The organism is Sphingomonas cremea, from assembly GCF_021502585.1.
In the GTDB taxonomy this organism is placed as follows: Bacteria; Pseudomonadota; Alphaproteobacteria; order Sphingomonadales; family Sphingomonadaceae; genus Sphingomicrobium; species Sphingomicrobium cremea.
This window is the reverse complement of sequence record NZ_JAKFGM010000001.1, coordinates 506696-529039: the sequence shown is the minus strand read 5'-3', so window position 1 is coordinate 529039 and position 22344 is coordinate 506696. Positions and strand designations below refer to the sequence as shown.

The window sequence follows — 22344 nt, the reverse complement described above, 5'->3', positions numbered from 1 at the left end:
TCGGACTTTCTTTCGAAGGAGCCCGATCGGATGACCGGGCGGATCAGGCGGCGGCGCTTACTTGGGGCCCCGCTTGTCGCACTCCCTCCTCGACATGCTCCGCGAACTCGGCGAAATTCTCGACGAACAGGTCGACGAGCTTGGCCGCGGTGCGGTCGTAATCTGCCTTGTCGGCCCAGGTCGAACGCGGATCAAGGATGGAGGTGTCGACCCCCGGGACCGCCACCGGCACGTCAAAGCCGAAGTTCGGGTCCTTGCGGAATTCGACATTCTTCAGCGACCCGTCGAGCGCCGCGTTCAGCAACGCGCGCGTCTCCTTGATCGGCATGCGCTTGCCGGTGCCATATTTGCCGCCGGTCCAGCCGGTGTTGACCAGCCAGCAATCGACGCCGCCCTTGGCGATCCGCTCCTTGAGCAGATTGCCGTAGACCGCCGGATGGCGCGGCATGAACGGGGCGCCGAAACAAGTCGAAAAGGTCGCTTCCGGTTCGGTCACGCCGATCTCGGTGCCGGCGACCTTGGCGGTGTAGCCCGACAGGAAGTGATACATCGCCTGGTCGGGTGTAAGCTTGGCGATCGGCGGCAACACGCCGAACGCATCAGCGGTCAGCATCACGATGTTCTTCGGCACCGGGCCCATATTCTTTTCCGACGAATTCGGGATGAACTCGATCGGATAGGCGCCGCGGCTATTCTCGGCGAGGGTCGCATCGTCGAGGTCAAGCTCGCGCGTCACCTCATCCATCACGACATTCTCGAGGACCGTGCCGAACCGCTTGGTCGTCGCATAGATCTCCGGCTCGCTCTCAGCCGAAAGGCGGATCATCTTGGCGTAGCAGCCGCCCTCGAAATTGAACACGGCGGTATCCGACCAGCCATGCTCGTCGTCGCCGATCAGCGTGCGGTTCGGGTCGGCCGACAGAGTGGTCTTGCCAGTGCCGGAAAGGCCGAAAAAGATTGCCGTATCACCCTTGGGGCCGATGTTCGCCGAACAGTGCATCGGCATGGTGCCCTCGGCCGGCAGAATATAGTTGAGCAGGCCGAAGACCGACTTCTTCATCTCGCCGCCATATTCGGTGCCGCCGATCAGGATCAGCTTCTCGCTCAAATTGACCGCAATCACCGTCTCGCTGCGACAGCCGTGCTTGTCCGGGCTGGCGCGGAAGCTCGGCAGGTCGATGATCGTGAATTCGGGCACGAACGAGGCCAGCTCGGCCGTCTCCGGCCGCACCAGCATCGTGCGGATGAACAAATTGTGCCAGGCATATTCGTTGATCACGCGGACGTTGACGCGATGCTCGGGCTGTGAGCCGCCGAACAGGTCGGCCACGAAAAGCGTCTCGCTCGTCTTCAAATGAGCAAGGAAATCAGCCTTCAATGAGGCGAACGCTTCCGGGCTCATCGGCTTGTTCGACTTCCCCCACCATACGGTGTTCTCCGTCTCGGCGTCGCGAACGGTGAACTTGTCCTGGGCCGAACGGCCGGTGTGCTTGCCGGTCTTGACCACCAGCGGACCGTCCTTGGCGAGATGCCCCTCACCGCGAGACACGGCAATTTCGACCAGCGGCGCAGTCATTAGGTTCCAGTGAACCTTTGCAGCCGTTTCGATGCCCTGTGCCTCCAGCCGATGCGCCGGGGTCCGCTCGCTCACGCCGATTCTCCCTTAAATATCAAGGGCGACGCCCATCCCCGGACGCCGCCGCATACGTATGCGAGGGGCCTATACATATCGGCGGGGTCCGGGTCAAAGCGGCCTGGCCCACCCTTGTTTCGCAAGATCGCGTTGGCTATCGGTCTTCGCCGGAGCCATAGGAGCCGGCATGAGTTATGTGATCGCGCTCGTCGATGACGATCGCAACATCCTGACTTCGGTTTCAATCGCGCTCCAGGCCGAGGGTTTTTTGACGCGCGTCTACACCGATGGTCAGACCGCGCTGAAAGCGTTCATCGACAATCCGCCTGATCTCGGCGTCTTCGACATCAAGATGCCCCAGATGGACGGCATGGAGCTTCTGCGCCGGGTGCGCGAAATGGGCGGCCCTGCGGGCACGATGCCCGTTATCTTCCTGACCTCAAAGGATGATGAACTGGACGAAGCGCTCGGACTGGCGATGGGCGCCGACGACTATATATCGAAGCCGTTTTCCCAGCGGCTGTTGATAGCGCGCATTCGTGCCTTGTTAAGGCGACAGGATCTTGCGCGCGGTACCGGCGCGGCCGCTACGGACAATGGCGACGAGGAACTGCCGCTGATAGATCGCGGAAGGCTCGTCATGGACCCGGCGCGGCACAAGGTTCTGTGGGACAGGAAGGACGTCACCCTGACAGTTACCGAATTCCTGATCCTAGAGGCACTTGCCCAGCGCCCGGGCGTAGTGAAATCGCGCAATCAACTTCTCGACATCGCATACCAGGACGACGTCTATGTCGACGACCGGACAATCGACAGCCACATCAAACGAATTCGCCGCAAGTTCCGTGGCGTCGATCCCGAATTCGATGCGATAGAAACCCTTTATGGCGTCGGATACCGTTTTGGAGAAGAATGACGAAGTCGACCTGGCCCTGACCTGGTCGGGACGTTGGACGCTCGCGCACCGCATCCTTGCGGTCAATGTGCTGACACTCGCTCTAGTCGCGCTCGCTATTGTCTACCTCGACAGTTACCGCAATCGACTGGAGAAGGAGCGCATCCACAAGGTTTCCGCCGAGGCCAGTATGGCCGCGATCGCGCTTAAATCAGTGCCGCCCGGCCGCCACGAAGCCCTGCTCGCCGACTTGTCGCGCCATAATGAAAGCCGCATCCGCCTTTATGGACCGGACGGCAAATTGGCGCTCGACAGCTGGCATCTCACTGGCCCGACTTATCGCCTGCGTGACCCAACCACCCAAAAATGGACAAAGGACGTTGCCCGCGCGCTGGATCGCGGTTTCAATGCTCTTGTCGGGGAAGAGAGCCCGGACGAATTTGTAGAGCCGGCAGCTGATACCGCGGATGCCTGGCAAGAGGTCATGGCTTCGCGACGCTCGGGCCGCACTGAAACGGAAATTCGCCAGGCACCTGAGCTGACCCCTGTCTTTTCGGCGGCCGCGCCTGCCGCTGGCGGATACACTCTCCTCGTTACGGATAATGACCGCGCCTTCACCCGGACCGTGCGGAAACAGCGTAGGTCATTGATGGTCGCCCTTGGCGCGGTGGCAATCTTGTCGATCCTGTTATCGCTCTTCCTTGCTCGAACCATCGTCAGGCCATTGCGCCGAATTGCCTTCGCAGCTCACCGTGTGCGACTGGGCCGGGCGCGTGAGGTCAAGGTGCCGCGCCTGCCATCGCGGACGGACGAGATCGGCCTGCTTGCCCGCTCGATAAGCGACATGAGCCAGTCTCTGCGACATCGCATCGACAATATCGAAGCGTTCGCTGCCGACGTTACTCATGAGCTCAAGAATCCACTCGCTTCCTTGCGCTCGGCTGTGGAGGGTCTCGAGCGGATTGAAGATCCCGCACTTCGCAAGCAATTGGTCGATGTTATCCGCCAGGATGTCGTTCGCCTCGACCGGTTGATCAGTGATGTTGGCGAAGCAGCACGCACCGATGCCGAGCTCGCCCGTGCACGGTTTGAGCCGGTGGACCTTGGCGCATTGATCGGACAACTGGTCTCCGCCTGGGAAACCCGGCGCGAAACTGGAAATGTCCGGATCGCGTTCGCCCGGCCACGTAGGGCGAGCGCGATCGTCATGGGGGAGCCGGGCCGCCTTGCCCGCGCGATCGACAACATCATCGACAACGCAATCAGCTTCTCGCCGCCCGGCGGCCTGGTCGAGATCGCCGCCACCCACGTCGGAGATGAAATCCTTATCCGGATTGACGATGAAGGACCCGGCGTTCCTCATGAGCTTCGTGAGGCGATTTTTAACCGCTTCCATTCAGTAAGACCGAAGGCCGAAAGCTTTGGCCGCCATTCGGGATTAGGCCTGGCAATCGCGCGCGCGATCGTCGAAGGCCATGATGGGGAGATTGACGTGGCCGACCGCGATGACGCGCCTTCGGGCGCACGCTTTACGATCAAGCTGAAAGCGGCGGACCGCGCATGAACGGATCACGATTGAGTTCCGAGAATCTCCATGCCTCGACGGTGGCTGTCGAAGGTCGCGCGGTGCTGATTTCAGGTCCATCGGGATCGGGCAAGTCCGACCTCGCGCTTCGCTTGTTGGACCGAGGATTTACATTGGTCAGCGACGATCGAACGATCGTTCGCAGAGAGGATAGCCGGCTCGTCGCGTCAGCCCCCGAAACGATCAAAGGCAAGCTGGAGGTCCGCGGCGTCGGAATTGTGGAGATGAACACGGTTTCCGATGTGCCCGTAGCAATGGTGGTCGAGCTTAGGAGCGATATTCAGCGCCTGCCGGATGATGCCCGCGAACGGCTGATCCTCGGTGCGGCGATCCCCCTGATAAGCGTCGATGCGATGACCGCTTCCGCTCCATCCAAAGTTGCGCTCGCGCTCGACCTGTTGGGGCTGAAGTTTTAGGGCGTGGACTTGCCGCCACCAACCTTGCCGCGCCTGCTTCTCGTCACCGGCATGTCCGGCGCCGGCAAGTCGACGGTTCTCGACGCGCTTGAGGACATGGGCTGGGACTGCGTCGATAACTTGCCCACTGCGCTGCTCGAGCATTTCGTCCACGGAGAGCGCGAAGCTCGGCAAACGATTCCGGTAGCGGTTGGCATGGACGTTCGCAGCCGGGGCTTTGACCCTTGGGACCTACCCGCACTTTTAAGATCAATTGAAGGGGTCAGACCCGAAATCCTCTACCTCGACTGCGCTGGATCCGAGCTGGTCAGGCGTTATGACGAGACCAGGCGGCGCCACCCCCTTGCCCCGGACCGCCCACCGGAAGACGGCATTGCACGCGAACGCGATATTACGGCACCGCTCCGCAGGCTCGCAGACGCGGTAATCGACACGACCGATCTGACCCCCGCGGAATTGCGCGAAGAATTGCTTCGCCGCTACGGCGGCGATGTCGACCAGCCGGTGCTGACCGTTACGTCATTCGGATTCGCGCGGGGAATTTCGCGTTCGGCCGATCTCGTGTTCGATTTGCGCTTTGTCGCAAACCCTCACTGGGTCGATGATTTACGGCCGTTGACGGGACAGGATCAGTCAGTTCGCGACTATTGCGCGGAGGACCCCGCGTGGAACCCGATGATGGAACAAATTGAATCGCTGTTAATCGGACTCATTCCCCGCTATTGGGCCGCCGGCAAAAGCTATCTGACGGTGGCGTTTGGCTGCACGGGAGGGCGTCACCGGTCGGTGGCCGCTGCAGTCGAAATGGCGGAACGGTTGCGCGGCGCGGGATTTTCTCCGAATGTCCGACACCGCGACCTCGCTACGCCGCCGAGCGATACGATCGAGGAGCAACCCGCGAAATCCAGGGGCGCGGGCGAGTGATGAAGCGGGTGAGTGAATGATCGGATTAGTGCTGGTGACCCACGGCCGACTCGCGGCCGAGTTCATCACCGCAATGGAACATGTCGTCGGGCCCCAACAGGCGGTCGAAGGTATTTGCATCGATGCCGAAGACGACATGGAGATGCGCCGCACCGAGATTGCCGACGCCATCCAGCGTTGCGATCAGGGCGAAGGAGTCATCATCCTGACCGACCTGTTCGGCGGGACTCCGTCCAACCTGGCGATCAGCCTGATGAAGAGCGAGAATATCGAGGTGATCGCCGGGGTGAACCTGCCCATGCTGATACGCCTGGAGGGCGCCCGAAAGGCAATGTCGGTCCGCGCAGCGGTCGCGGCGGCCCGGGAAGCTGGCCGCAAATATATTTCGGTCGCATCGGAGATACTTGGCGAGGCGGCCGCTTGAGCGGCTGCTCAAAGACGATCGAAATCACCAATCGCAGGGGCCTTCACGCCCGGGCGAGCGCAAAATTCGTCAACGTTGCTTCGGGGCTATCGGCCAAGGTCGAGGTCGAGAAGGATGGCAATCGGGTCGTCGGCACGTCGATCATGGGCTTGATGATGCTTGGCGCCGCGATGGGCGACAGCATTACCATCCATTGCGAGGGCGACGGGTGCGACCAGGCGATGGCCGAGTTGACGGCCTTGGTCGAGGGCAGGTTCGGCGAGGAATAGTGCCTCGCCAGATCACATCCTTTTCCAACGAGACCGTGAAGCGGCTGCGCGCGCTGCGCGACAAGAAGGCCCGCAAGAGCGAAGGACTGTTCCTGGCCGAAGGATTGCGCATCTTGGCCGAGGCGCGGGATAGCGGCCGATTGCCGGAAATCATTGCCTATTCGCCGGCAGGAGGCGTTCATCCGCTGGCCGCCGAGATCATAGCTGATGCTGAGTCAGCGGGCGCGGACGTCATTGAAACCTCGCCCGACATCCTTTCGAAGATGTCCGGGAAGGACAATCCGCAGGCGATTCTCGGCGCCTATCGCCAGCCAGACACGTCCCTAGCCGCCATCGACCGCACCATCTCTCCACTTTGGATCGTCGCACAGGCGCTGCGTGACCCGGGAAATATCGGCACAATCCTGAGGACCGGAGACGCCACCGGGGCGGGCGGCTTGATCCTCATCGACGACAGTGCGGATCCCTTCTCGGTCGAAGCGGTTCGGGCGTCGATGGGAGCGATCTTCACCCAGCAGGTGGCGACCGCGCGCTGGGACGAGTTCATTCCCTGGCTTCGTTCGGGTCCCGGGCAGCTGGTCGGTACCAGCCTGAAGACCGATAAAGACTATCTCAATCCGGTCTATGAGCGGCCCTGCTTCCTGCTCATCGGAAATGAAAGCCAGGGACTTCCCGAGGAGTATGAGGCGGAATGCGACCTTCTGGTGAAAATGCCGATGCTGGGCCGCGCCGACAGCCTCAATGCCGCGGTTGCTGCGGCAGTGATGGCCTTTCAGGTTAGGGCAAGCTGGCGGAACTCATAAAAGGCTCGGAGGTTTGTTCCGCCATGAAAACGATTATCGCGCTTCCGCTGCTAGTTCTCGGCCTCGCCGCCTGCCAGCCATATCCTCAAGGTCCCGGCTATCCGGGCGGTCCGCAGCCCTATCCGCAGGACTCGACCGGCTATCCGCCCTACCCGCCCGGCCCCGCTTATCCGGGCCCCGGCGGACCGCCTTATCCACCCGGTCCTGCTTACCCCGCGCCTGGATACCCGCAGCCGGGATATCCCCAGCCAGGCTATCCGTCGGGCGAAGCCAGTTATCGCGCTATCGGTACCGAGCCCTTCTGGGACCTGGAGATCGGCCAGAATCTCACCTTCACCGATCGCGGCAATAATATGAGCGTGGTCCAGCCGACGCCGCGGCCGATCAACGGAACGGCAGGGGAAATCTATCGAACGCAGCGGCTGGAGGTGAACATCGTCCATTCGCGATGCAGCGATGGGATGAGCGATCGCACCTATCCCGACACCGTCCAAGTCTATGTCGATGGCCGCCAGTATCGCGGCTGCGGCGCGCCGAACGCCTTTTTCAGCCAGGTCGGCGAAACCGGCCAACCCAATTATCCGGGGACTCCCGTGGCGAATTTGAGCGGAACCAATTGGCGCGTGGTGGCGATCAACGGCACCCGCACTCCGGCGAGCAATTTCTACATCAACTTCATGCCCGACCGGATCAGCGCCAAGTTCGGATGCAACTCGCTGGGCGCGGGTTACACCCAGACCGGGAATGTGGTGGATGCGGGAGCCGTGATGGCGACGCGCATGGCCTGCCCCGATATGAGCTTCGAGAATCAGGGTTCGGCAATCCTCGCCGATCCGATGACCATCTCAGGCGTCGGCAATCAGCTGACACTCAGCAACCGCGCCGGCTCGATCGACCTCGTCCGGGCGGATTAGGTCGATCGACAGCCCTTAAATTCACTAATTTCATGGGGCCAGGCGCCATTTTTGTGAGGTTAAGGGGTCGGCGGCGATTTCGGGGTTTCTATAGTTCGACGGTTCAAAGATCCGCCGAAACGCTGGCAAATACATTCCTACAATGCCAGCCAATTGATCAGGCCGCGGCGTCATCCTCGTTGGCGGTCGGCTTGGGTGATGCCAGCTTGGTCATCGGGCGCGGCGCGGCTTCGACCATTGGCGGCTCCGGCAGTTCCTTGGCGCTGCCGGCGCCAAGCGCTTCGAAACGGCGTGCCTGGGTGAACACCTGGCTTTCGAAACTTCCCACCATCTGGTTGTAGGCGATGTTGGCGGTGGAGAGGTTCTTGCCGACCCGCTCCATATGTTGCGCCATGGTCGCAAGACGCGAGTGCAGCTCCTTGCCCAAAGCCGCAATTTCACTTGCCGCTTCGCTCAGCTTTTCCTGTTGCCAGACACTGGAAACGGTGCGGGCGATGGCGACCAGGTTGGTCGGCGTCGCGAGCAGAACCCGGCGTTCGAACGCCCAGTCCCAAAGGCTGTCGTCCTGCTCTAATGCGGCGGTCAGGAAATGTTCGCCCGGAATGTACATGACGACATAGTCGGCGGCATCCCCGAACTGCGCCCAATAGGCTTTCGAGCCCAGTTGCTGGGCATGGTTCCGCATCGAGGCGACATGGGAGCGGATACTTGCGGCCCGCTTGTCCTCATCCACCTCATCGCAAGCGTCCAGATAGGCATTCAGCGAACATTTGGCGTCGATGATCAAGTGCCGGCCGCCCGGGAGGCGGACAATCACATCCGGCCGAAGGCGCCCATCGTCGGTGTCGACCGAAACTTCCGAACGGAAGTCGGCGTAGGGGCTAAGCCCTGCCTGCTCGAGCACGTTGCGAAGGCTTTGCTCGCCCCAGCGGCCGCGCGCCTTTGGGGATGAGCGAAGCGCATTGACGAGGTTGCGAGTCTCGTCCCGGACCTGCCCCTGCCCCGTGCGCACCAGCTCGACCGCCTCGCGAAGGCCGGCATAATGGTCGACCCGCTCCTTCTCTACCTTGGCCAGCCCCTCTTCGTAGCGCTTCAGCGTGGTCTGGACCGGCTCGAGCAGCGACTTGAGCTTTTCCTCATGCTTTTCGCCAGCCTGGTTGAAGCGGGCATCGGCCCGTTCGAGGAAGGCTTTTTGAGCCTCCCCCAATAGCTTGCCGCCGATTTCGGAGAATTGCGCCGAGAGCGCCTCCTTGGCTTCCCGTAACGATTCGATCTGTTCGCGGAATGCCTTTTCGCGCTCGCCCTGCGCGGCCTTCAGGGCGGCAAGCTCCTGCGCGGCAGCGCGATGTTCGTCCCGTTCCTCGCGAACGCCGTCGAGCTGCAGGCGAAGCGAATCGATCACCTCGCGCGCCGCTGCACCCGAGCGGCTGCCAAACAGCCAACCGACCAGCGCACCGAGCGCTAACCCAGCGATGGCGACAAAGACGAGATTCACGTCCAACCGGCCCTCCGAATGCGGAACGAAATGGGAACATACGCGACCGCTTGCACTTGCTCAAGCGGAACCTAAGGCCCATGGTCCGGTTGGCAAGGAAAAGGGAGAGCATATGTCCATTCGCAAGATGATCTCGCTGCATCCGGCGTCGAAGGGTCATTTCAACCAGGCGCTGGCCGACGCCGTGCATCACCTGATGTACTGCGCGAAAATGTGCCTGAGCTGCGCCGACTCCTGCATGGCCGAAACAATGGACATGACCCAGTGCGTGCGCCTTTGCCTCGATTGTTCGGACATATGCGAAGCGACGGCGCGGCTAGGCCTCAGGCGGACAGGCAACGACCAGCCGATGCTGCGCGAACTGCTCGAGCTATGCGGGCGGATGTGCGAGCAATGCGCCGCGGAGTGCGAGTGTCACAATCATGAGCATTGCAGGCTGTGCGGCTTGATCTGCCGCGAATGCGCCAGCGACTGCGCCAACGCGGCTGCGTCGATCGCTTAGCCGATTGCGATGTGGGCGGGCAGCTTCTAGCCTTCGCCAATGCACAAGCATTTGACCCGCCCAACCCTTGCGACCCTGTCGCTGATCCTCGCCAGCGCGCCCATCGCGGCCGCGCCGCCCGCAACACTGGCGCCGATGACGCCGGACGGCGTCGCGAGCTACGACCAGGTCCGGCCCGAGGCTGATTTCATCCGGCGCGTCGCAATGGTGCCGATGCGCGATGGAGTGAAGCTCTACACCGTCATCGTCTTCAAAAAAGGTACATCTGGCGGGCCGATCCTGCTTTCGCGCACGCCCTACGATGCCAAGGGCACGACTGCGCGGACAGCCAGCCAGTCGATCGTCGACATTTTGCCGATCATGGACAAGGAGTTCGTCAACGACGGCTATATCCGTGTCTACCAGGACATCCGCGGCCTCCATAATTCGGAGGGCGAATTCGTCATGAACCGGCCGATCGCTGGGCCGCTCAATCCTACCGGGATCGATGAATCGACCGACGCCCATGACACCATCGAATGGCTGGTGAAGAATATTCCGGAAGCTAATGGCAAGGTCGGGGTGATCGGTTCATCCTACCTTGGCTTCACCACGCTGTCGGCGGAGATCAACCCGCACCCCGCGCTCAAGGCCGCGGTGCCTGAGAGCCCCATGGTCGACGGCTGGATAGGCGACGACTGGTTCCACAATGGCGCGTTCCGGACGTTCAGCCTGGGCTTCGCCGTGTCGCAAAGTACCGGCAAAGCCGAAGGCAGCGGCCTCGCGCTGGGCAGCGGGGACGATTACACCCGCTATCTCGAGGGCGGCTCGATGGCCGATTATGCCCGCAAGCTGGGTATCGATCATTATCCGTTCGTACAAAAGCTGTTCCAGAACCCTGCCTACACTGAATTCTGGTCGGGCCAGGCAGTCGACAAATGGATGGCCGCGCACCCGTTTACCGTGCCGACCATGATCGAGGTGGGACAGTGGGACCAGGAAGACAGCTATGGCGGACCGGCCGTCTACAAGGCGCTAGCGCCCAAATATGAAGGCACCGGCCTGCTCCATTTGGTCATTGGCCCGTGGCGGCACTCCGGCGCCAACCATTATGGCTATGACCTGGGGGCGCTGACCTTTACCGGCGACACGGCGGCGGAATGGCGCACGCGCTGGGTGAAGCCCTTCTTCGACCATTATCTGAAAGGCGCCCCGGACCCGCGCATTCCGCCCGTGCTTACCTATGCGACCGGCGTGAACCGATGGAATGAATCGCCGCGCTGGCCCATGGGAACGCCGACGCCGCTGTTCCTGCGCGACGGCAACGGGGCCAGCTTCGACAAGCCTGCGGCGCCTGGCCATGACGATTATGTGTCCGACCCGGCCAAGCCCGTGCCGTTCATCCCGCGCCCGATCAATGTGGCAGACCCCGATCAGTGGAGGACCTGGCTGGTCCGCGACCAGCGCTTCGTCTCCGATCGTCCGGACGTGCTCAGCTACACGACGGCCCCGCTGACGAGCGCGGTCCATATCATGGGCGCGCCCGAGGTCGACCTGTTCGCCGCAACCAGCGGGACGGACAGCGACTGGGTCGTCAAGTTGATCGACGTCTATCCGAATGAAGCGCCCGAGGCGGCCACACAGGGTTCAAAGCCCGACATGTCGGGGTTCGAGTTGCCGATAGGAATCGAGATTTTCCGCGGTCGTTACGTCCACAGCTTCGCGAAGCCGGAGCCGCTAAAGCCGGGCAAGGTCGAGCATTATCGCTGGGCGCTTCCGAACGTCGACCATGTGTTCCTGCCGGGGCACCGGATCATGATCCAGGTGCAGTCGAGCCTGTTCCCGCTCTACGACCGCAATCCCCAAACCTATGTCGACAATATCTTCTACGCCAAGCCCGGCGACTATCACCGGGCGACGCAGACCATCTGGTGGGGCGGCGAGAACGCCAGTGCGGTGATGTTGCCAATCGTCCGCTAGGCCGCGTGTAAAGCTCGCTCTTTCCGCGCCTTGGCGAGCTTTTTCAGGACCATGTCGCGCTTCAGCTTCGACAGATGGTCGATGAACAATACTCCCTCGAGATGATCCATCTCGTGCTGCAGGCAGACCGCCAATAGCCCGTCGAGGTCTTGCTCGTGGCTCTTGCCATGTTCGTCGAGCCAGCGGGCGCGGATGCGGTCGGGCCGCATGACCTCGGCATATTGATCGGGGACCGACAGGCAGCCCTCTGTGTAGGGAACCTCATGATCCGAGTGCGACAGGATTTCGGGGTTGATGAACACCCGCGGTTCTTTGACCGGCTTGCTTTCCGGATCTTCCGGATCCTCCGGCTCCTGCAGGTCCATGACGAGGACGCGCTTGGGAACGCCGACCTGAACCGCGGCAAGGCCAATTCCCGGCGCCTGGTACATCGTTTCGAACATGTCAGCGATCAGCGCGCGCAGCTCATCGTCCACCTTGTCGACCGGGGTCGAAATCTGGCGGAGCATCGGATCGGGCGTTTCGAAAATGCGCAAAATGGCCATGGCGGCGATTTAGTCTTTCAGGGCAAGGGGTTCAAGCAACAGGGCGGCGCGCGCGAAGGGCCTGGGCAAGCGTGCCTTCGTCGAGATAGTCGAGCTCCCCCCCGACCGGAAGACCGTGCGCCAACTGGGTGAGGCGAATAGGAAATTTCTCCAGCCGCTCGGCCAGATAATGAGCGGTGGTCTGGCCTTCCAGCGTGGCATTCATCGCCAGCACGACCTCATCGATCCCGCCGGCGGCTACCCGGGCGACCAGCTTGTCGATCGACAGGTCCTCGGGCCGCACCCCTTCCAGGGCCGAAAGGCGGCCGCCGAGAACATGATAGCGACCGGGAAATAGCCGCGATCGGTCCAGTGCCCACAGGTCGGCCACTTCCTCGACAACGCACATCAGCCGCTCGTCACGGCGCGGATCGCGGCAGATGCTGCAGGGATCGCTGGTGTCGACATTGCCGCACGTCGAGCAGGTCGAAAGCGTTTCCGACACCGCCTGAAGCGCGGCGAGCAGCGGCTCCAGCGCGCCCTCCCGCTTTTTCATCAGGTGCAGCACCGCGCGCCGCGCCGAGCGCGGCCCGAGGCCTGGCAGGCGCGCCAAGGCTTGCGTCAATGCTTCGATCTGATGGCTGGCCATTAGCCGCGACATAGGCGGCGCTTGGCGGCGGGCGCAAGCCGCGCCATAGGCGAGAGCCATGAGAGTTATCTTCATGGGCAGTCCCGACTTCGCCGTGCCGACCCTCGATGCGCTCGTCGAGGCGGGTCATGAACTGGTCGCGGCTTACACCCAGCCGCCCCGACCTGCCGGGCGTGGCAAGGCGGAAAGGCCGACACCGGTCGAGGATCGCGCAGGCGAGCTGGGCATCGAAGTGCGGAGCCCCAAGTCGCTGCGCAGCGAGGCTGAGCAAGAGGCGTTTGCGGAGCTGGATGCGGATGTTGCGGTCGTCGCCGCTTACGGCCTGATCCTGCCCCAGCCGATCCTTGATGCGCCGATGTTCGGTTGCATCAACGTCCACGGCTCGCTGCTGCCGCGCTGGCGCGGCGCGGCACCGGTGCAGCGCGCGATCATGGCCGGGGACGAGGTCACCGGCGTGACCATCATGCAGATGGAAGCGGGGCTCGATACCGGGCCGATGCTGCTGAAGCGCGCGGTTGAAATCGAGGACAAGAACGCTGCACAACTGACTGACGAATTGGCGAAACTTGGCGCGGCCATGATGGTTGAAGTGCTGGCCGACCTGCCCTCGTTCGAACCGATCCCCCAGCCCGAGGACGGGATCACCTACGCTGCCAAGATCAAGAAGGAGGAGGCGCGGATCGATTGGGCGCGGCCCGCGCGCGAGCTCAGGCGTCATGTCCAGGCCCTTGCGCCTTTCCCGGGCGCCTGGTTCGAGGTCGATGGCGAGCGGATCAAGCTGCTGGCCGCCGAAGGCGCACGCGGCCACGGCACTCCGGGAGAAATACTCGACGGCGAACTGACCATCGCCTGTGGCAATGGCGCGCTTCGGCCGACGCTTTTGCAGCGTGCAGGCAAGGGAGCGATGAGCAGGGATGAGTTGCTGCGCGGATTTCCGATCCTCGAAGGAACGCGCCTTAAATGACGCGATGGCGCCTAACGATCGAATTTGACGGCGGGCCGTTCATGGGATGGCAGCGGCAGGACCATGGTCCGTCGGTGCAGGAAACTGTCGAGCAGGCGCTGTTTCGAATGACGGGTGAGCTGGCAACGCTGCATGCCGCGGGCCGGACCGATGCCGGGGTCCATGCTCTGGCGATGACCGCCCATGTCGATGTGGTGAAGCATTTGACCCAGCATCGCCTGCGCGAAGGGTTGAACGCGCTGGTCCGTCCCGCGCCGGTCAGCGTGACGGACGTCTCACCGGTCGCCGATGACTGGCACGCGCGCTTTTCGTGCATCGGGCGGCGCTACCTCTACCGGATCCTCAACCGCAGGGCGCCGCCGGCGCTCTACAAGGGCAAGGTGTGGCATGTGCCGGTTGCGCTGGATGCCGAGGCGATGGCCGAGGGGGCGATGCATCTGGTCGGCAACCACGACTTCACCACCTTCCGATCGGTCCATTGCCAGTCGGCAAGCCCGGTGAAGACGCTCGACAGCTTGACGGTCGAGCGGACGGGAGAGGAAATCCACATCCGCGCCGCAGCACGCAGCTTCCTGCATCATCAGGTGCGATCGATGGTCGGTTGCCTGGCGTTAGTCGGACGTGGGCGTTGGACGCCGGAGGACGTGAGGACGGCGCTTGAAGCAAGGGATCGGCAGGCGTTGGGACTGAATGCGCCGCCGGAGGGGTTGTATTTCGTCGAGGCGATTTACCCCTAGACGAGCATCTCCCGCGCCATCGGCTGGCTGAGGAACGCGGTCGGGCTAGCAGTCAGGCCATAGGCGCCGGCGCAAAAGATCGCGACCAAGTCACCGACCTCGGCCATCGGTAACATTGCCTCGTCGGCAAGCAGGTCGAGCGGGGTGCAGAGGCAGCCGGTTATGGTTGCTTCCTCGACCGATTCGGCGCCGAAGCGGCTGGCGATGGCGACGGGGTAGTTGCGGCGGAGGAGCTGACCGAAATTGCCGGTAGCGGCGAGCTGGTGCTGTAGCCCGCCGTCGGTGACGAGGAATGTCCGGCCCCTACTTTCCTTCCGGTCGACGATTCGGGTCAGATAGACCCCGGCCTCGCCTACCAGCCAACGCCCAAGTTCGATTGCGAATTTGGTTTCGGAGAGAATTTTCGGGCGCTCGGCCAATGTGTTGGCAAGTGCTGTTCCCACTGCATCGACGTCCAGCCGATCGTCCTTGGCGAAATAGGGAATGCCGAAGCCACCACCCAGATTGATTTCAGGCGGCGCTTGCCCTGCTTGCTCGGCGATCGCGGCGGCAAGCACGACAGTCTCACGCTGCAGGTCGATCAGCGCGTCGGCGTGGAGCGCCTGGCTACCGGCGAAGATGTGGAGTCCGCGCCAATCCGCGCCTGCTTCGACGATCCGCCGGACGAGCGCCGGTGCGCGGTCGTGGTCGATCCCGAACTGGCTGGGCAAGCCGCCCATCTTCTGGCCCGAGCCCTTCAGGCCAAAAGGCGGATTGACCCGCACCGCCAGCTTGGCCTTCAGCCCTTCGCGTGCGCAGATCGCCAGCGCCCGCTCTGCCTCGCCCTCGCTCTCGAGATTGATCGTAATCCCGGCGCGGATCGCGGTCTCCAACTCCTGATCGCGCTTGCCGGGGCCAGCGAAGCTGATTGGCAGGCCGAGGTGAGCGACGCGGCCCAATTCGCCTGCCGATGCGACATCGAACCCGTCGACCATGGTTGCCATGGCTTCAAGCAACGGCCCGTACGGGTTTGCCTTGACGGCATAATGCAGCGCCACACCCGGGAAGGCTGCCCGGAACCGCGCCGCCTGGTCCGCGACGCGGCGCGTGTCATAAACGAACAAGGGCGTGCCGCGGGCTTCGGCGACCAGCGCTTCGACATCCCAGCCCCCGATCAGCAGGCGCCCTTCAGGATTTGCCTCGAAACCCGGTGGAATCGGCCCAAGTGCCTTCATGCGATTTCGGCCTTCAGCGCGGAGCGATCGAGCTTGCCATTGGGACCGACCGGCAAGCTATCCTTCCACAATATTGTCTGAGGCTGCATGTGGGGCGGCAATTCGCGGCGGAGATATGCCTTCAGTCGCTCGTCCGGCGCTTCGCCCCTGGCTACCGCTACAAGAATGATCGCCTGGCCCAGCTTCTCGTCTGCAATGCCAAAGGCGGCGGCGTCGCTGACGGCATTGCTGGCAAGCGCCGCCTCCTCGATTTCAGTTGGGCTGATGCGGTTGCCGCTGACCTTAATCATCGCATCGTCACGGCCGCGGAAGCGGAGGAGGCCGTCCTTGCCTTTCACAACTGTATCGCCTGACCAGACGGCGGTGCCGCCATAGGCGCTGAAGGCAGGCGCCGGCCTGAACCGCTCGGCTGTCCGATCGGCATCGCGCCAATAACCCTGCGCAACCAGAGGCCCGGCGTGAACCAGTTCGCCTTCGTCGCCCGCTGCAGCTTCACTGCCGTCAGGCCGGACGACCATCAATTCTGCGAATGGAATGGCGGTGCCGATGCTATCTGGGTGCTGGTCGACCAGCGCTGGGTCGAGGCTCGACGAGCGGAAGGCTTCGGTGAGGCCGTACATCAAATGGAGCTTGGCCGTGGGAAACAACGCCCGCAAGCGCCGAACCAGCGGCTCTGGCAGATGACCGCCGCTGTTGGTCAAGGTGCGGAGGCTATTGCCCGCTTCACCCCACTGCTGTTCAGCTAGCTGGAGCCAGAGCGGCGGTACTCCGGCGAGGACGGTGACTTCATGACGCCCGACCGCGCGAACCACGTCGCGCGGCAGGAGGTAGTCGAAGCCGATCGCGCAACCGCCCGCAGCCCAGGTCGAGAGCATTTGGTTCTGGCCATAGTCGAATGCCAGTGGCAGCACCGCAAGCGTGCGGTCGTCGGGCTTGAGTCCAAGGTAATGCGCCACGCTGATCGCGCCGAGCCAGAGGTTGGCATGGCTCAACATCACGCCCTTGGGTCGCCCGGTGGAGCCGCTGGTATAGAGCAACGCCGCAAGTTCCTGCGGATCGCGCACCGACGGCGGCAGCGCGTCGCCTCCTTCAGTCCAATCCTCGAGCGCGATGGCCATGGCATCCGCCAGGTCGCCGCTCTCAAGGCTATCCAGCCGCGACCGGTTGGCAATCAGCAGCCTGGCACCGCTGTCGGCGAGGATATGCGCGGCCTGGGCGTGCTTCAGGACTGGGTTGATGGGAACATGCACTAGCCCGGCCCGCGATGCGGCCAGCGGCATGAGGCACGCCAAAATGGTTTTCGCCATCCAGGTGGCGACCCGATCTCCAGGTTGCAGACCGGTCGTGAGCAATGCTGCTGCGGTCGCGCCTACCTTGGCGTCGAGCTGGCGATAGGTCAGCCGCTCTTCGCCAACAATTAGTGCCTCGGCCTCCGGCGCGCCGCGCAGCGTCAAATGGTCCAGCGGATATGGCGTCGGGTCAGGCGCGGTCACGCCCCCCGCCTAGCGCCCCACAACCAACCGTGCAAAGCTTGCCTCCGCGCTCCGCTTTTCCTAGGGGCGCGGGCGAAATGGTCATGGGGGAAGGCGTCTTGGCGTTGGAGGATGGCGGCGAAGTCGAAGCGACGCTGCGTGCGCTGCTGGTCGAGGTGCTCGGCCTCAGCTCGGCTCGTGTCGCCGGGTTCGACAGCGAGACCGAATTGTTCGGCGCACTTCCCGAGTTCGATTCGATGGCGGTCGCCAATCTGCTCACCGGAATTGAGGAGCGCTTCGGCATCCTGATCGAGGATGACGACGTCGAGGCCGAGGACTTCATGACCTTTGGCCGGCTGCTGTCCAGGACCCGGGCGCTTTCCCTGCATTGAGATGCGCCCGCCAGGCCGCAGACCTGTTCAGCCGGCCAGGATTGTGGAAGCCGTTTCTTCGATGGTTCCGGCCACGAGGATTGGAGCTCCCCCGATAACGCCCACCTGGGTTTGGCCATTTTCATGCGCGCGCAACCAGGCGACGTTTTCCGCGACGACCAGATAGTCGCCGCCGCGCGACTTCAACAAAATGAATTTCATGATAGCGTCTCCTGACGCTGCACATCTAAGGCAACGATCTCTGCTTCAGGTTAACGCCCGCGCGCCTGCGGTCCGATTAGGGCTTTGGTCGGCGTTATGTTAAAAGCGTTCTATCGCACCCCTGAATTTTCGTAGGCGATGTGCGACTGAGAGACCTGCACGTGCTCCCGCTTACCAGTTTGGAGCCGTCATGGACCTCAACTATCTATACCAGCGATATTGCGTTTCCCTGCAGATGGCCGAGCGGGCCGCCTGCGATTGTTCGCGAATGGTCCATGAGAAGCTGGCGGAAGGCTATGCGGATCAAATCGCGGACGCCAAGCTGAACGGAACCCTGGTGCTGGCGCGATGACCCAGCCTGTGCCTTCGCAAAAGACAGAGCAAAGCGAGCTAAACCGATACGGCATCATCACCGTGCCGACGAAAGTCTATACGTGGGGCGGATTTCGGTACACCAATGCCCGCGACGCCCTCGCCGCGGCCAAGCGTGGCGGCGACCCTTCACCCGGAAAGTGAGTCCGAATGACCCAAACGCCAAATATCATCGAGCGAGCGTTCCAGCTCGCCGAAGGGTCAGCCAATGTCGAGGAAATCAGGGCCAAGCTGAAAAGAGAGGGCTATCCCAGCGTGGATGCCCATCTTTCAGGAAAGAGCATTCGCGCGGATCTAACCAAGATCATCAGGCGGGATGCCTAGCCGCATGCAGAACCGCGCCGACCACTAGCAAGGGGTTTAATGCCTCAGGCAACGCACAGGTTCGATGACCGGGTCACCGATGATTGTGTGCATAAAGTCATCGACAACGTGGAAGTAGGGCGGCAACTGCGCGACAACCGGCCCGACAAGTGAGGCCGCCTCGGCCTCGCGCGCCTTGGCGCAATATCGATCTGCCATTTCCTCATGAACCAGTCGCGCTTCATTCGAAGTCGCGCACCGGGCCATTTCGATTTCCACCCGCTTGCGGGTAACCCAATAGTCCAGTTCGACTTCCACTTGCCCATTCCTTTTCGTTGAAACGACCGTATTCGGGCCGGATCATTCCGTCGCCAGCTTTCGTAAGGAAGGGGAAAGGAGCGGCTTAGCGCCAATCACCGTCGTTGCGAATGGTTCCAGGGTTCGAAGTGGTGGGGCTGAATTAGCTTACAAGGGGGAGCCTGAAATAGATTGCCGATGGCCCGCATGGCGGGAGAGTAGCCGCCGTGCTATGACGCATGCATCACCTGCTGTGGCCACAAGCAACTTGTGACTGAGAGACATTGCGCTCTCGCTTGCCGAAGGTGAAAACCATGTCCTCAAAATCGCAATCGCTTTTGCCGAAGCGTCCGCCGCCAGTCACCGATCGACTTGCGATCGATGGATGGCTGGATGACGGGGGCAGCCTTGCACCCGCTCGCGAGTGGCGATCCGTTAGAAGGCCCCGCTCATTGAAATTGCCGGCGGATACAGTGACGGGCTGCATGGATCGCGCCGCCGCCGACCTCCTTGCCGCAGCGGCGATGACGACCAAAAATGGACGGTTGCGGATGGAAGCTAGTTCGGCCAGCTGGGCGGAACGGGCCAACCTGATTCAGCAAATGGACGACAGTTTTGAGGCGCGACGCAAACTGATTTACTAGCCCTTAGAAGCACCACTGGGTCCGATGTCCGGCTTCTCCCTATTGCGGATATAGATTGGTTATCGTCACGCACCGTTCATCGGCAGCAGTCTAAATGAACTCATCACCTGAGATCGCAAGCGAGCGCCCTGTGACAGAGAAACACTTCAATAATCTCGCTCACGGGAGAAGATAATGGAAAAAGCATATTGGCTCGGCCGGAAACGCGCTTCCTTAAAATTGGCTCAAAATGCAGCGAGTTCCGAAGCTAGATTAGTTCATTACGATCTTGCGGGGCGCTACAGCGTAAAGGCAAGTTCTGCTGAAACACAAACGAATGACCTTGCTAGCGCTTTGCCCTGCTCGATCTATCCGGCCCGTTCCGGCCAGGGACACGAGGGTGTCGACGATGCTTGATGCCGCACGCATTTTCGCGAGCTTCGCCGTGATCTTCATGATCGCGGCAATGGCTGCATGGTTGAACCCGGTAGGCCGTCCGGTGTTGCGCCGCCTGAACAATATTGCCGTGGCAAAAGGCAGCAACCCGACCATCGCGGCTCTGCTGTTACTCGTGGCGCTCGGCTTGAGTGCCGTGGCGGTCATGGTGGTAATCGCGGGTTGGTTCGCAACGTAATTCCCGGTACGAAGTCAGGACTTACTGGTTCAGGACTTCCCGAACCGCGGCTTGCACTTCGTTGACCTGGAACGGCTTGCTCAGGATGATATGCTGAGGCATGCGCGACCGCGCTGTATCTGCCCGTCCGGTGATAAATATGACCGGTATCACGCTGCTCGAACAGATGGTTTGCACCGCATCGATGCCGGAACTGGCGTTCAACTCCACATCTGCGGTGATCAAGTCAGGGCATCGCGCGGTGGCTGCGGCAACCGCCTCATCGAGTGACGCCGCCACATCGAAGGTGGTGAAGCCACAGTCCGAAAGGACTTCTTCGATCGACATTGCGATCAAGTCATCATCTTCGATAATGAGTGCGTGCATGGGGGACTCCGCTGAGAAGGCGGAGCGCCAATGCTACGCAACACCGACCCTCAGGACCGCCTGTGCTACCGCTACAACTCCCGGCGAGTTCAAAAGGGCCCGCCTTGGCGGGTATCAAATCGACTATGCGACGTGAACGATGGAGACCTTGGTTCCGGGCGCCCGATCAGCCACCTCAACGATAGCACCGAGCTGTCGCGACAATGCCTCGACAATTCCCGTGCCTAGTCCGGGCTTCAGTGCTCCTTCGCCTTGCGGCATCCCCACACCATCGTCGTCGACCGTCAACGTCCAGCCCTTTTCGTCGGCGAGATAATCGACGTTGATGTGGCCTCCCTTTTTACGGCTGGGAAACGCGTGCTTGAGCGAATTGATGACCAGTTCGGTAACGATCAGGCCCAAGCTGACTGAGACGTTTGCCTTGGTCACGGTATCGTCCGCACTCGACACCAACGAAATGCGATCGGCATTGTCGATCATCGATGCGCCGAGGCTCGCGCATAGATCCTCAAAATATTTTCGTAGCGCAACGTCGTCGCTGCTCGAAATCGCAAGCTGTCTCTGCAGGGTGGCAATCGACATGACACGATGATGGGCGTTGTGAAGCTGAACTCGCGTTTCCTCCGACTGCACCCGGCGCGCACTCTGCATTAGAACCGAGGCGATGATCTGGAGGCTATTGGCGACGCGGTGCTGAAGCTCCTGAAGCAGGATGTCCTTCTCCTGCACCATGTCATCCCTGAGCTTGGCGGCGAGGAGCGCCGTGGTGACGTCGGTGACAGTCAGCAACACTCTTGGCACTTCGCCATCGCCATAGTCGAGCCTGAGCGCATTGAGCAGCAGGCGGGCCGGCTTCTGGCCTTCGCGGACAAGATCCATCTCATAGGCATCAATCGCGGCGGCGCCGCTGAAAGTGGCCCGCAGCAGGGCGTGAAGTTGCGGAGCGTTCCACTCGCCTGCGCCCAGCTTGGCCAAAGCAAGGCCGTTGACGGTATCGGGGTCGCATCCAAACGCGTCGCAGAATGACCTGCTCGCTCCGACGATAGCGATGTCATCGTCGAGAAGCAGCAAGGGCGCTTGCGACGAGGCGACAAGCGCCATGGCGAGGCCGGGTGAGGTGTCAGCATGCAGGGGCGTGAAAAATTCCATGGCCAAGGCCTTCGGGAGCCGGAAGGTTCGCGAAATGAAAGCCAACCCGGCAGCGTCGTTCACGAAAGCGGGGTCGAAACAACACCCAGGAGAAGGACGGAGTCGGACCATACGCCTTTAATGGCCGAACCTTGCATCAATTCGCTCGCCCTCATTTCACGAGCGGCCCGGGCATCCCAAGGAAGAGAGGCGGGAGGTCCTACTCCCGCCTCATCAGCTTAGATCGTTTCGAGATTCAGCGCGCAGGGCTTTTCGTCCTTCGTGCCGACCTCGTATGATAAACGCTGGCCGACCGTGGGCGGTGTCACCTTGCTGTCCCACGACATGGCGCTCTTCTCAAACGCGAGATTTTCGCCACCGGTTTCCGGCTTGATCGAGCCACGGCCCTTATCGATGTCAAATGAATTGACGGTGCCAAAATACTTCATCGTTAGTTCCTTCGTTTCCAGGCGCCAGAATTGGCGGCCTGTTGGCTAGGAGACGTTAAAGATAGGAGGAGGGCGCCGCGGGCACCCCAAACCGTCTTGCGACTGGTAGCAATTTACAAAACAGTCGGCGGCCCCAAAACGTTGCGAACGGTGCCGATCATCCGGCTTCCGCTCACCCCGTATTGTACTCCGACGGGGCC

General features: G+C 61.9%; 29 protein-coding genes. 18 read left to right on the top strand and 11 right to left on the bottom strand.

Annotated features, from left to right (window positions below; genetic code table 11):
- Positions 1-43: 43 nt before the first annotated feature.
- Positions 44-1651, bottom strand: coding sequence for a phosphoenolpyruvate carboxykinase (locus LVY65_RS02805; protein WP_235066485.1), 1608 nt, complete (start codon positions 1649-1651; stop codon positions 44-46).
- Positions 1652-1820: 169 nt separating this feature from the next.
- Between LVY65_RS02805 and LVY65_RS02800 the strand changes: the two genes are divergently transcribed.
- Genes LVY65_RS02800 through LVY65_RS02765 form a run of 8 tightly spaced genes read left to right on the top strand, consistent with a single transcriptional unit; the run spans position 1821 to position 7863 of the window.
- Positions 1821-2549, top strand: a complete 729-nt coding sequence (locus LVY65_RS02800) for a response regulator transcription factor (protein WP_235066484.1) — start codon at positions 1821-1823, stop codon at positions 2547-2549.
- Positions 2518-4092 (top strand): sensor histidine kinase, encoded by a 1575-nt coding sequence (locus LVY65_RS02795; protein WP_235066483.1) that lies wholly within the window; start codon positions 2518-2520, stop codon positions 4090-4092. The genes LVY65_RS02800 and LVY65_RS02795 overlap by 32 nt, the downstream gene beginning before the upstream one ends.
- Positions 4093-4103: 11 nt before the next feature.
- Complete coding sequence (locus tag LVY65_RS02790; protein WP_235066482.1) at positions 4104-4529, top strand: HPr kinase/phosphorylase; 426 nt, start codon at positions 4104-4106, stop codon at positions 4527-4529.
- 9 nt (positions 4530-4538) lie between these two features.
- Positions 4539-5453, top strand: coding sequence for an RNase adapter RapZ (gene rapZ / locus LVY65_RS02785; protein WP_268828619.1), 915 nt, complete (start codon positions 4539-4541; stop codon positions 5451-5453).
- A 16-nt stretch (positions 5454-5469) separates the two neighbouring features.
- Positions 5470-5877: a PTS sugar transporter subunit IIA gene (locus tag LVY65_RS02780; RefSeq protein ID WP_235066481.1), complete on the top strand. Its 408-nt coding sequence runs from the start codon at positions 5470-5472 to the stop codon at positions 5875-5877.
- A complete protein-coding gene (locus LVY65_RS02775) occupies positions 5874-6146 on the top strand; it encodes an HPr family phosphocarrier protein (RefSeq protein ID WP_235066480.1) in 273 nt (90 codons plus the stop codon). Before LVY65_RS02780 ends, LVY65_RS02775 begins: the two co-directional genes overlap by 4 nt.
- The gene (locus LVY65_RS02770) at positions 6146-6949 is read left to right on the top strand and encodes a TrmH family RNA methyltransferase (protein WP_235066479.1); all 804 of its coding nucleotides are present in this window, start codon (positions 6146-6148) and stop codon (positions 6947-6949) included. Before LVY65_RS02775 ends, LVY65_RS02770 begins: the two co-directional genes overlap by 1 nt.
- 23 nt (positions 6950-6972) lie before the next feature.
- Positions 6973-7863 (top strand): META domain-containing protein, encoded by an 891-nt coding sequence (locus tag LVY65_RS02765; protein WP_235066478.1) that lies wholly within the window; start codon positions 6973-6975, stop codon positions 7861-7863.
- Between the two features lie 157 nt (positions 7864-8020).
- Here the strand turns inward: LVY65_RS02765 and rmuC are convergent, their stop codons facing one another.
- Positions 8021-9358 carry a DNA recombination protein RmuC gene (gene rmuC, locus LVY65_RS02760; protein WP_328282491.1) on the bottom strand — a complete coding sequence of 446 codons (1338 nt, stop codon included), beginning with the start codon at positions 9356-9358 and terminating at the stop codon, positions 8021-8023.
- A gap of 112 nt (positions 9359-9470) precedes the next feature.
- Here rmuC and LVY65_RS02755 point away from each other — a divergent pair, with 112 nt between their 5' ends.
- Together LVY65_RS02755 and LVY65_RS02750 are read left to right on the top strand one after the other, a co-directional pair.
- Entirely contained in the window at positions 9471-9860 is a 390-nt protein-coding gene (locus LVY65_RS02755; protein ID WP_235066476.1) for a four-helix bundle copper-binding protein, read from the top strand.
- A 39-nt stretch (positions 9861-9899) separates the two neighbouring features.
- A complete protein-coding gene (locus LVY65_RS02750) occupies positions 9900-11819 on the top strand; it encodes a CocE/NonD family hydrolase (protein WP_235066475.1) in 1920 nt (639 codons plus the stop codon).
- Here LVY65_RS02750 and def read toward each other — a convergent pair.
- Positions 11816-12364, bottom strand: a complete 549-nt coding sequence (def, locus tag LVY65_RS02745) for a peptide deformylase (RefSeq protein ID WP_235066474.1) — start codon at positions 12362-12364, stop codon at positions 11816-11818. The two genes, LVY65_RS02750 and def, sit on opposite strands and share 4 nt — an antisense overlap.
- A gap of 31 nt (positions 12365-12395) precedes the next feature.
- Positions 12396-12992, bottom strand: coding sequence for a recombination mediator RecR (recR, locus tag LVY65_RS02740; RefSeq protein WP_235067153.1), 597 nt, complete (start codon positions 12990-12992; stop codon positions 12396-12398).
- A 58-nt stretch (positions 12993-13050) separates the two neighbouring features.
- On the opposite strand from recR, the gene fmt reads away from it, so the two are divergent.
- Both fmt and truA read left to right on the top strand, forming a co-directional pair.
- Positions 13051-13956, top strand: coding sequence for a methionyl-tRNA formyltransferase (gene fmt / locus LVY65_RS02735; protein ID WP_235066473.1), 906 nt, complete (start codon positions 13051-13053; stop codon positions 13954-13956).
- Positions 13953-14693: a tRNA pseudouridine(38-40) synthase TruA gene (gene truA, locus LVY65_RS02730; RefSeq protein WP_235066472.1), complete on the top strand. Its 741-nt coding sequence runs from the start codon at positions 13953-13955 to the stop codon at positions 14691-14693. Before fmt ends, truA begins: the two co-directional genes overlap by 4 nt.
- On the opposite strand, the gene LVY65_RS02725 is transcribed toward truA, so the two are convergent.
- Entirely contained in the window at positions 14690-15907 is a 1218-nt protein-coding gene (locus LVY65_RS02725) for a pyridoxal-dependent decarboxylase, exosortase A system-associated (protein ID WP_235066471.1), read from the bottom strand. The two genes, truA and LVY65_RS02725, sit on opposite strands and share 4 nt — an antisense overlap.
- On the bottom strand, positions 15904-17400 hold the full coding sequence (locus tag LVY65_RS02720) for an acyl-CoA ligase (AMP-forming), exosortase A system-associated (RefSeq protein ID WP_235066470.1): 1497 nt from the start codon (positions 17398-17400) through the stop codon (positions 15904-15906). The genes LVY65_RS02725 and LVY65_RS02720 overlap by 4 nt, the downstream gene beginning before the upstream one ends.
- An 83-nt stretch (positions 17401-17483) precedes the next feature.
- Between LVY65_RS02720 and LVY65_RS02715 the strand changes: the two genes are divergently transcribed.
- Positions 17484-17771 (top strand): acyl carrier protein, encoded by a 288-nt coding sequence (locus LVY65_RS02715; RefSeq protein ID WP_235066469.1) that lies wholly within the window; start codon positions 17484-17486, stop codon positions 17769-17771.
- A 27-nt stretch (positions 17772-17798) separates the two neighbouring features.
- Here the strand turns inward: LVY65_RS02715 and LVY65_RS02710 are convergent, their stop codons facing one another.
- Positions 17799-17972, bottom strand: a complete 174-nt coding sequence (locus tag LVY65_RS02710; RefSeq protein WP_235066468.1) for a hypothetical protein — start codon at positions 17970-17972, stop codon at positions 17799-17801.
- A 190-nt stretch (positions 17973-18162) separates the two neighbouring features.
- Here LVY65_RS02710 and LVY65_RS02705 point away from each other — a divergent pair, with 190 nt between their 5' ends.
- Genes LVY65_RS02705 through LVY65_RS02695 form a run of 3 tightly spaced genes read left to right on the top strand, consistent with a single transcriptional unit; the run spans position 18163 to position 18668 of the window.
- Positions 18163-18324 carry a hypothetical protein gene (locus LVY65_RS02705; protein ID WP_235066467.1) on the top strand — a complete coding sequence of 54 codons (162 nt, stop codon included), beginning with the start codon at positions 18163-18165 and terminating at the stop codon, positions 18322-18324.
- Positions 18321-18488: a hypothetical protein gene (locus LVY65_RS02700; protein ID WP_235066466.1), complete on the top strand. Its 168-nt coding sequence runs from the start codon at positions 18321-18323 to the stop codon at positions 18486-18488. Before LVY65_RS02705 ends, LVY65_RS02700 begins: the two co-directional genes overlap by 4 nt.
- A 6-nt stretch (positions 18489-18494) precedes the next feature.
- Positions 18495-18668, top strand: a complete 174-nt coding sequence (locus LVY65_RS02695; RefSeq protein WP_235066465.1) for a hypothetical protein — start codon at positions 18495-18497, stop codon at positions 18666-18668.
- A gap of 36 nt (positions 18669-18704) precedes the next feature.
- Here LVY65_RS02695 and LVY65_RS02690 read toward each other — a convergent pair whose 3' ends face one another.
- Complete coding sequence (locus LVY65_RS02690) at positions 18705-18965, bottom strand: hypothetical protein (protein ID WP_235066464.1); 261 nt, start codon at positions 18963-18965, stop codon at positions 18705-18707.
- A gap of 293 nt (positions 18966-19258) precedes the next feature.
- Here LVY65_RS02690 and LVY65_RS02685 point away from each other — a divergent pair, with 293 nt between their 5' ends.
- Together LVY65_RS02685 and LVY65_RS02680 are read left to right on the top strand one after the other, a co-directional pair.
- Complete coding sequence (locus tag LVY65_RS02685) at positions 19259-19588, top strand: hypothetical protein (protein WP_235066463.1); 330 nt, start codon at positions 19259-19261, stop codon at positions 19586-19588.
- A gap of 388 nt (positions 19589-19976) precedes the next feature.
- Positions 19977-20201, top strand: coding sequence for a hypothetical protein (locus tag LVY65_RS02680; RefSeq protein WP_235066462.1), 225 nt, complete (start codon positions 19977-19979; stop codon positions 20199-20201).
- A 21-nt stretch (positions 20202-20222) separates the two neighbouring features.
- On the opposite strand, the gene LVY65_RS02675 is transcribed toward LVY65_RS02680, so the two are convergent.
- The 3 genes from LVY65_RS02675 to LVY65_RS02665 all read right to left on the bottom strand — a co-directional run bounded on the left by LVY65_RS02675 (position 20223) and on the right by LVY65_RS02665 (position 22144).
- Positions 20223-20567, bottom strand: coding sequence for a response regulator (locus tag LVY65_RS02675; protein WP_235066461.1), 345 nt, complete (start codon positions 20565-20567; stop codon positions 20223-20225).
- Between the two features lie 123 nt (positions 20568-20690).
- A complete protein-coding gene (locus LVY65_RS02670) occupies positions 20691-21716 on the bottom strand; it encodes a sensor histidine kinase (RefSeq protein ID WP_235066460.1) in 1026 nt (341 codons plus the stop codon).
- Positions 21717-21934: 218 nt separating this feature from the next.
- Positions 21935-22144 (bottom strand): cold-shock protein, encoded by a 210-nt coding sequence (locus LVY65_RS02665; RefSeq protein ID WP_235066459.1) that lies wholly within the window; start codon positions 22142-22144, stop codon positions 21935-21937.
- Between the last annotated feature and the right edge of the window lie 200 nt (positions 22145-22344).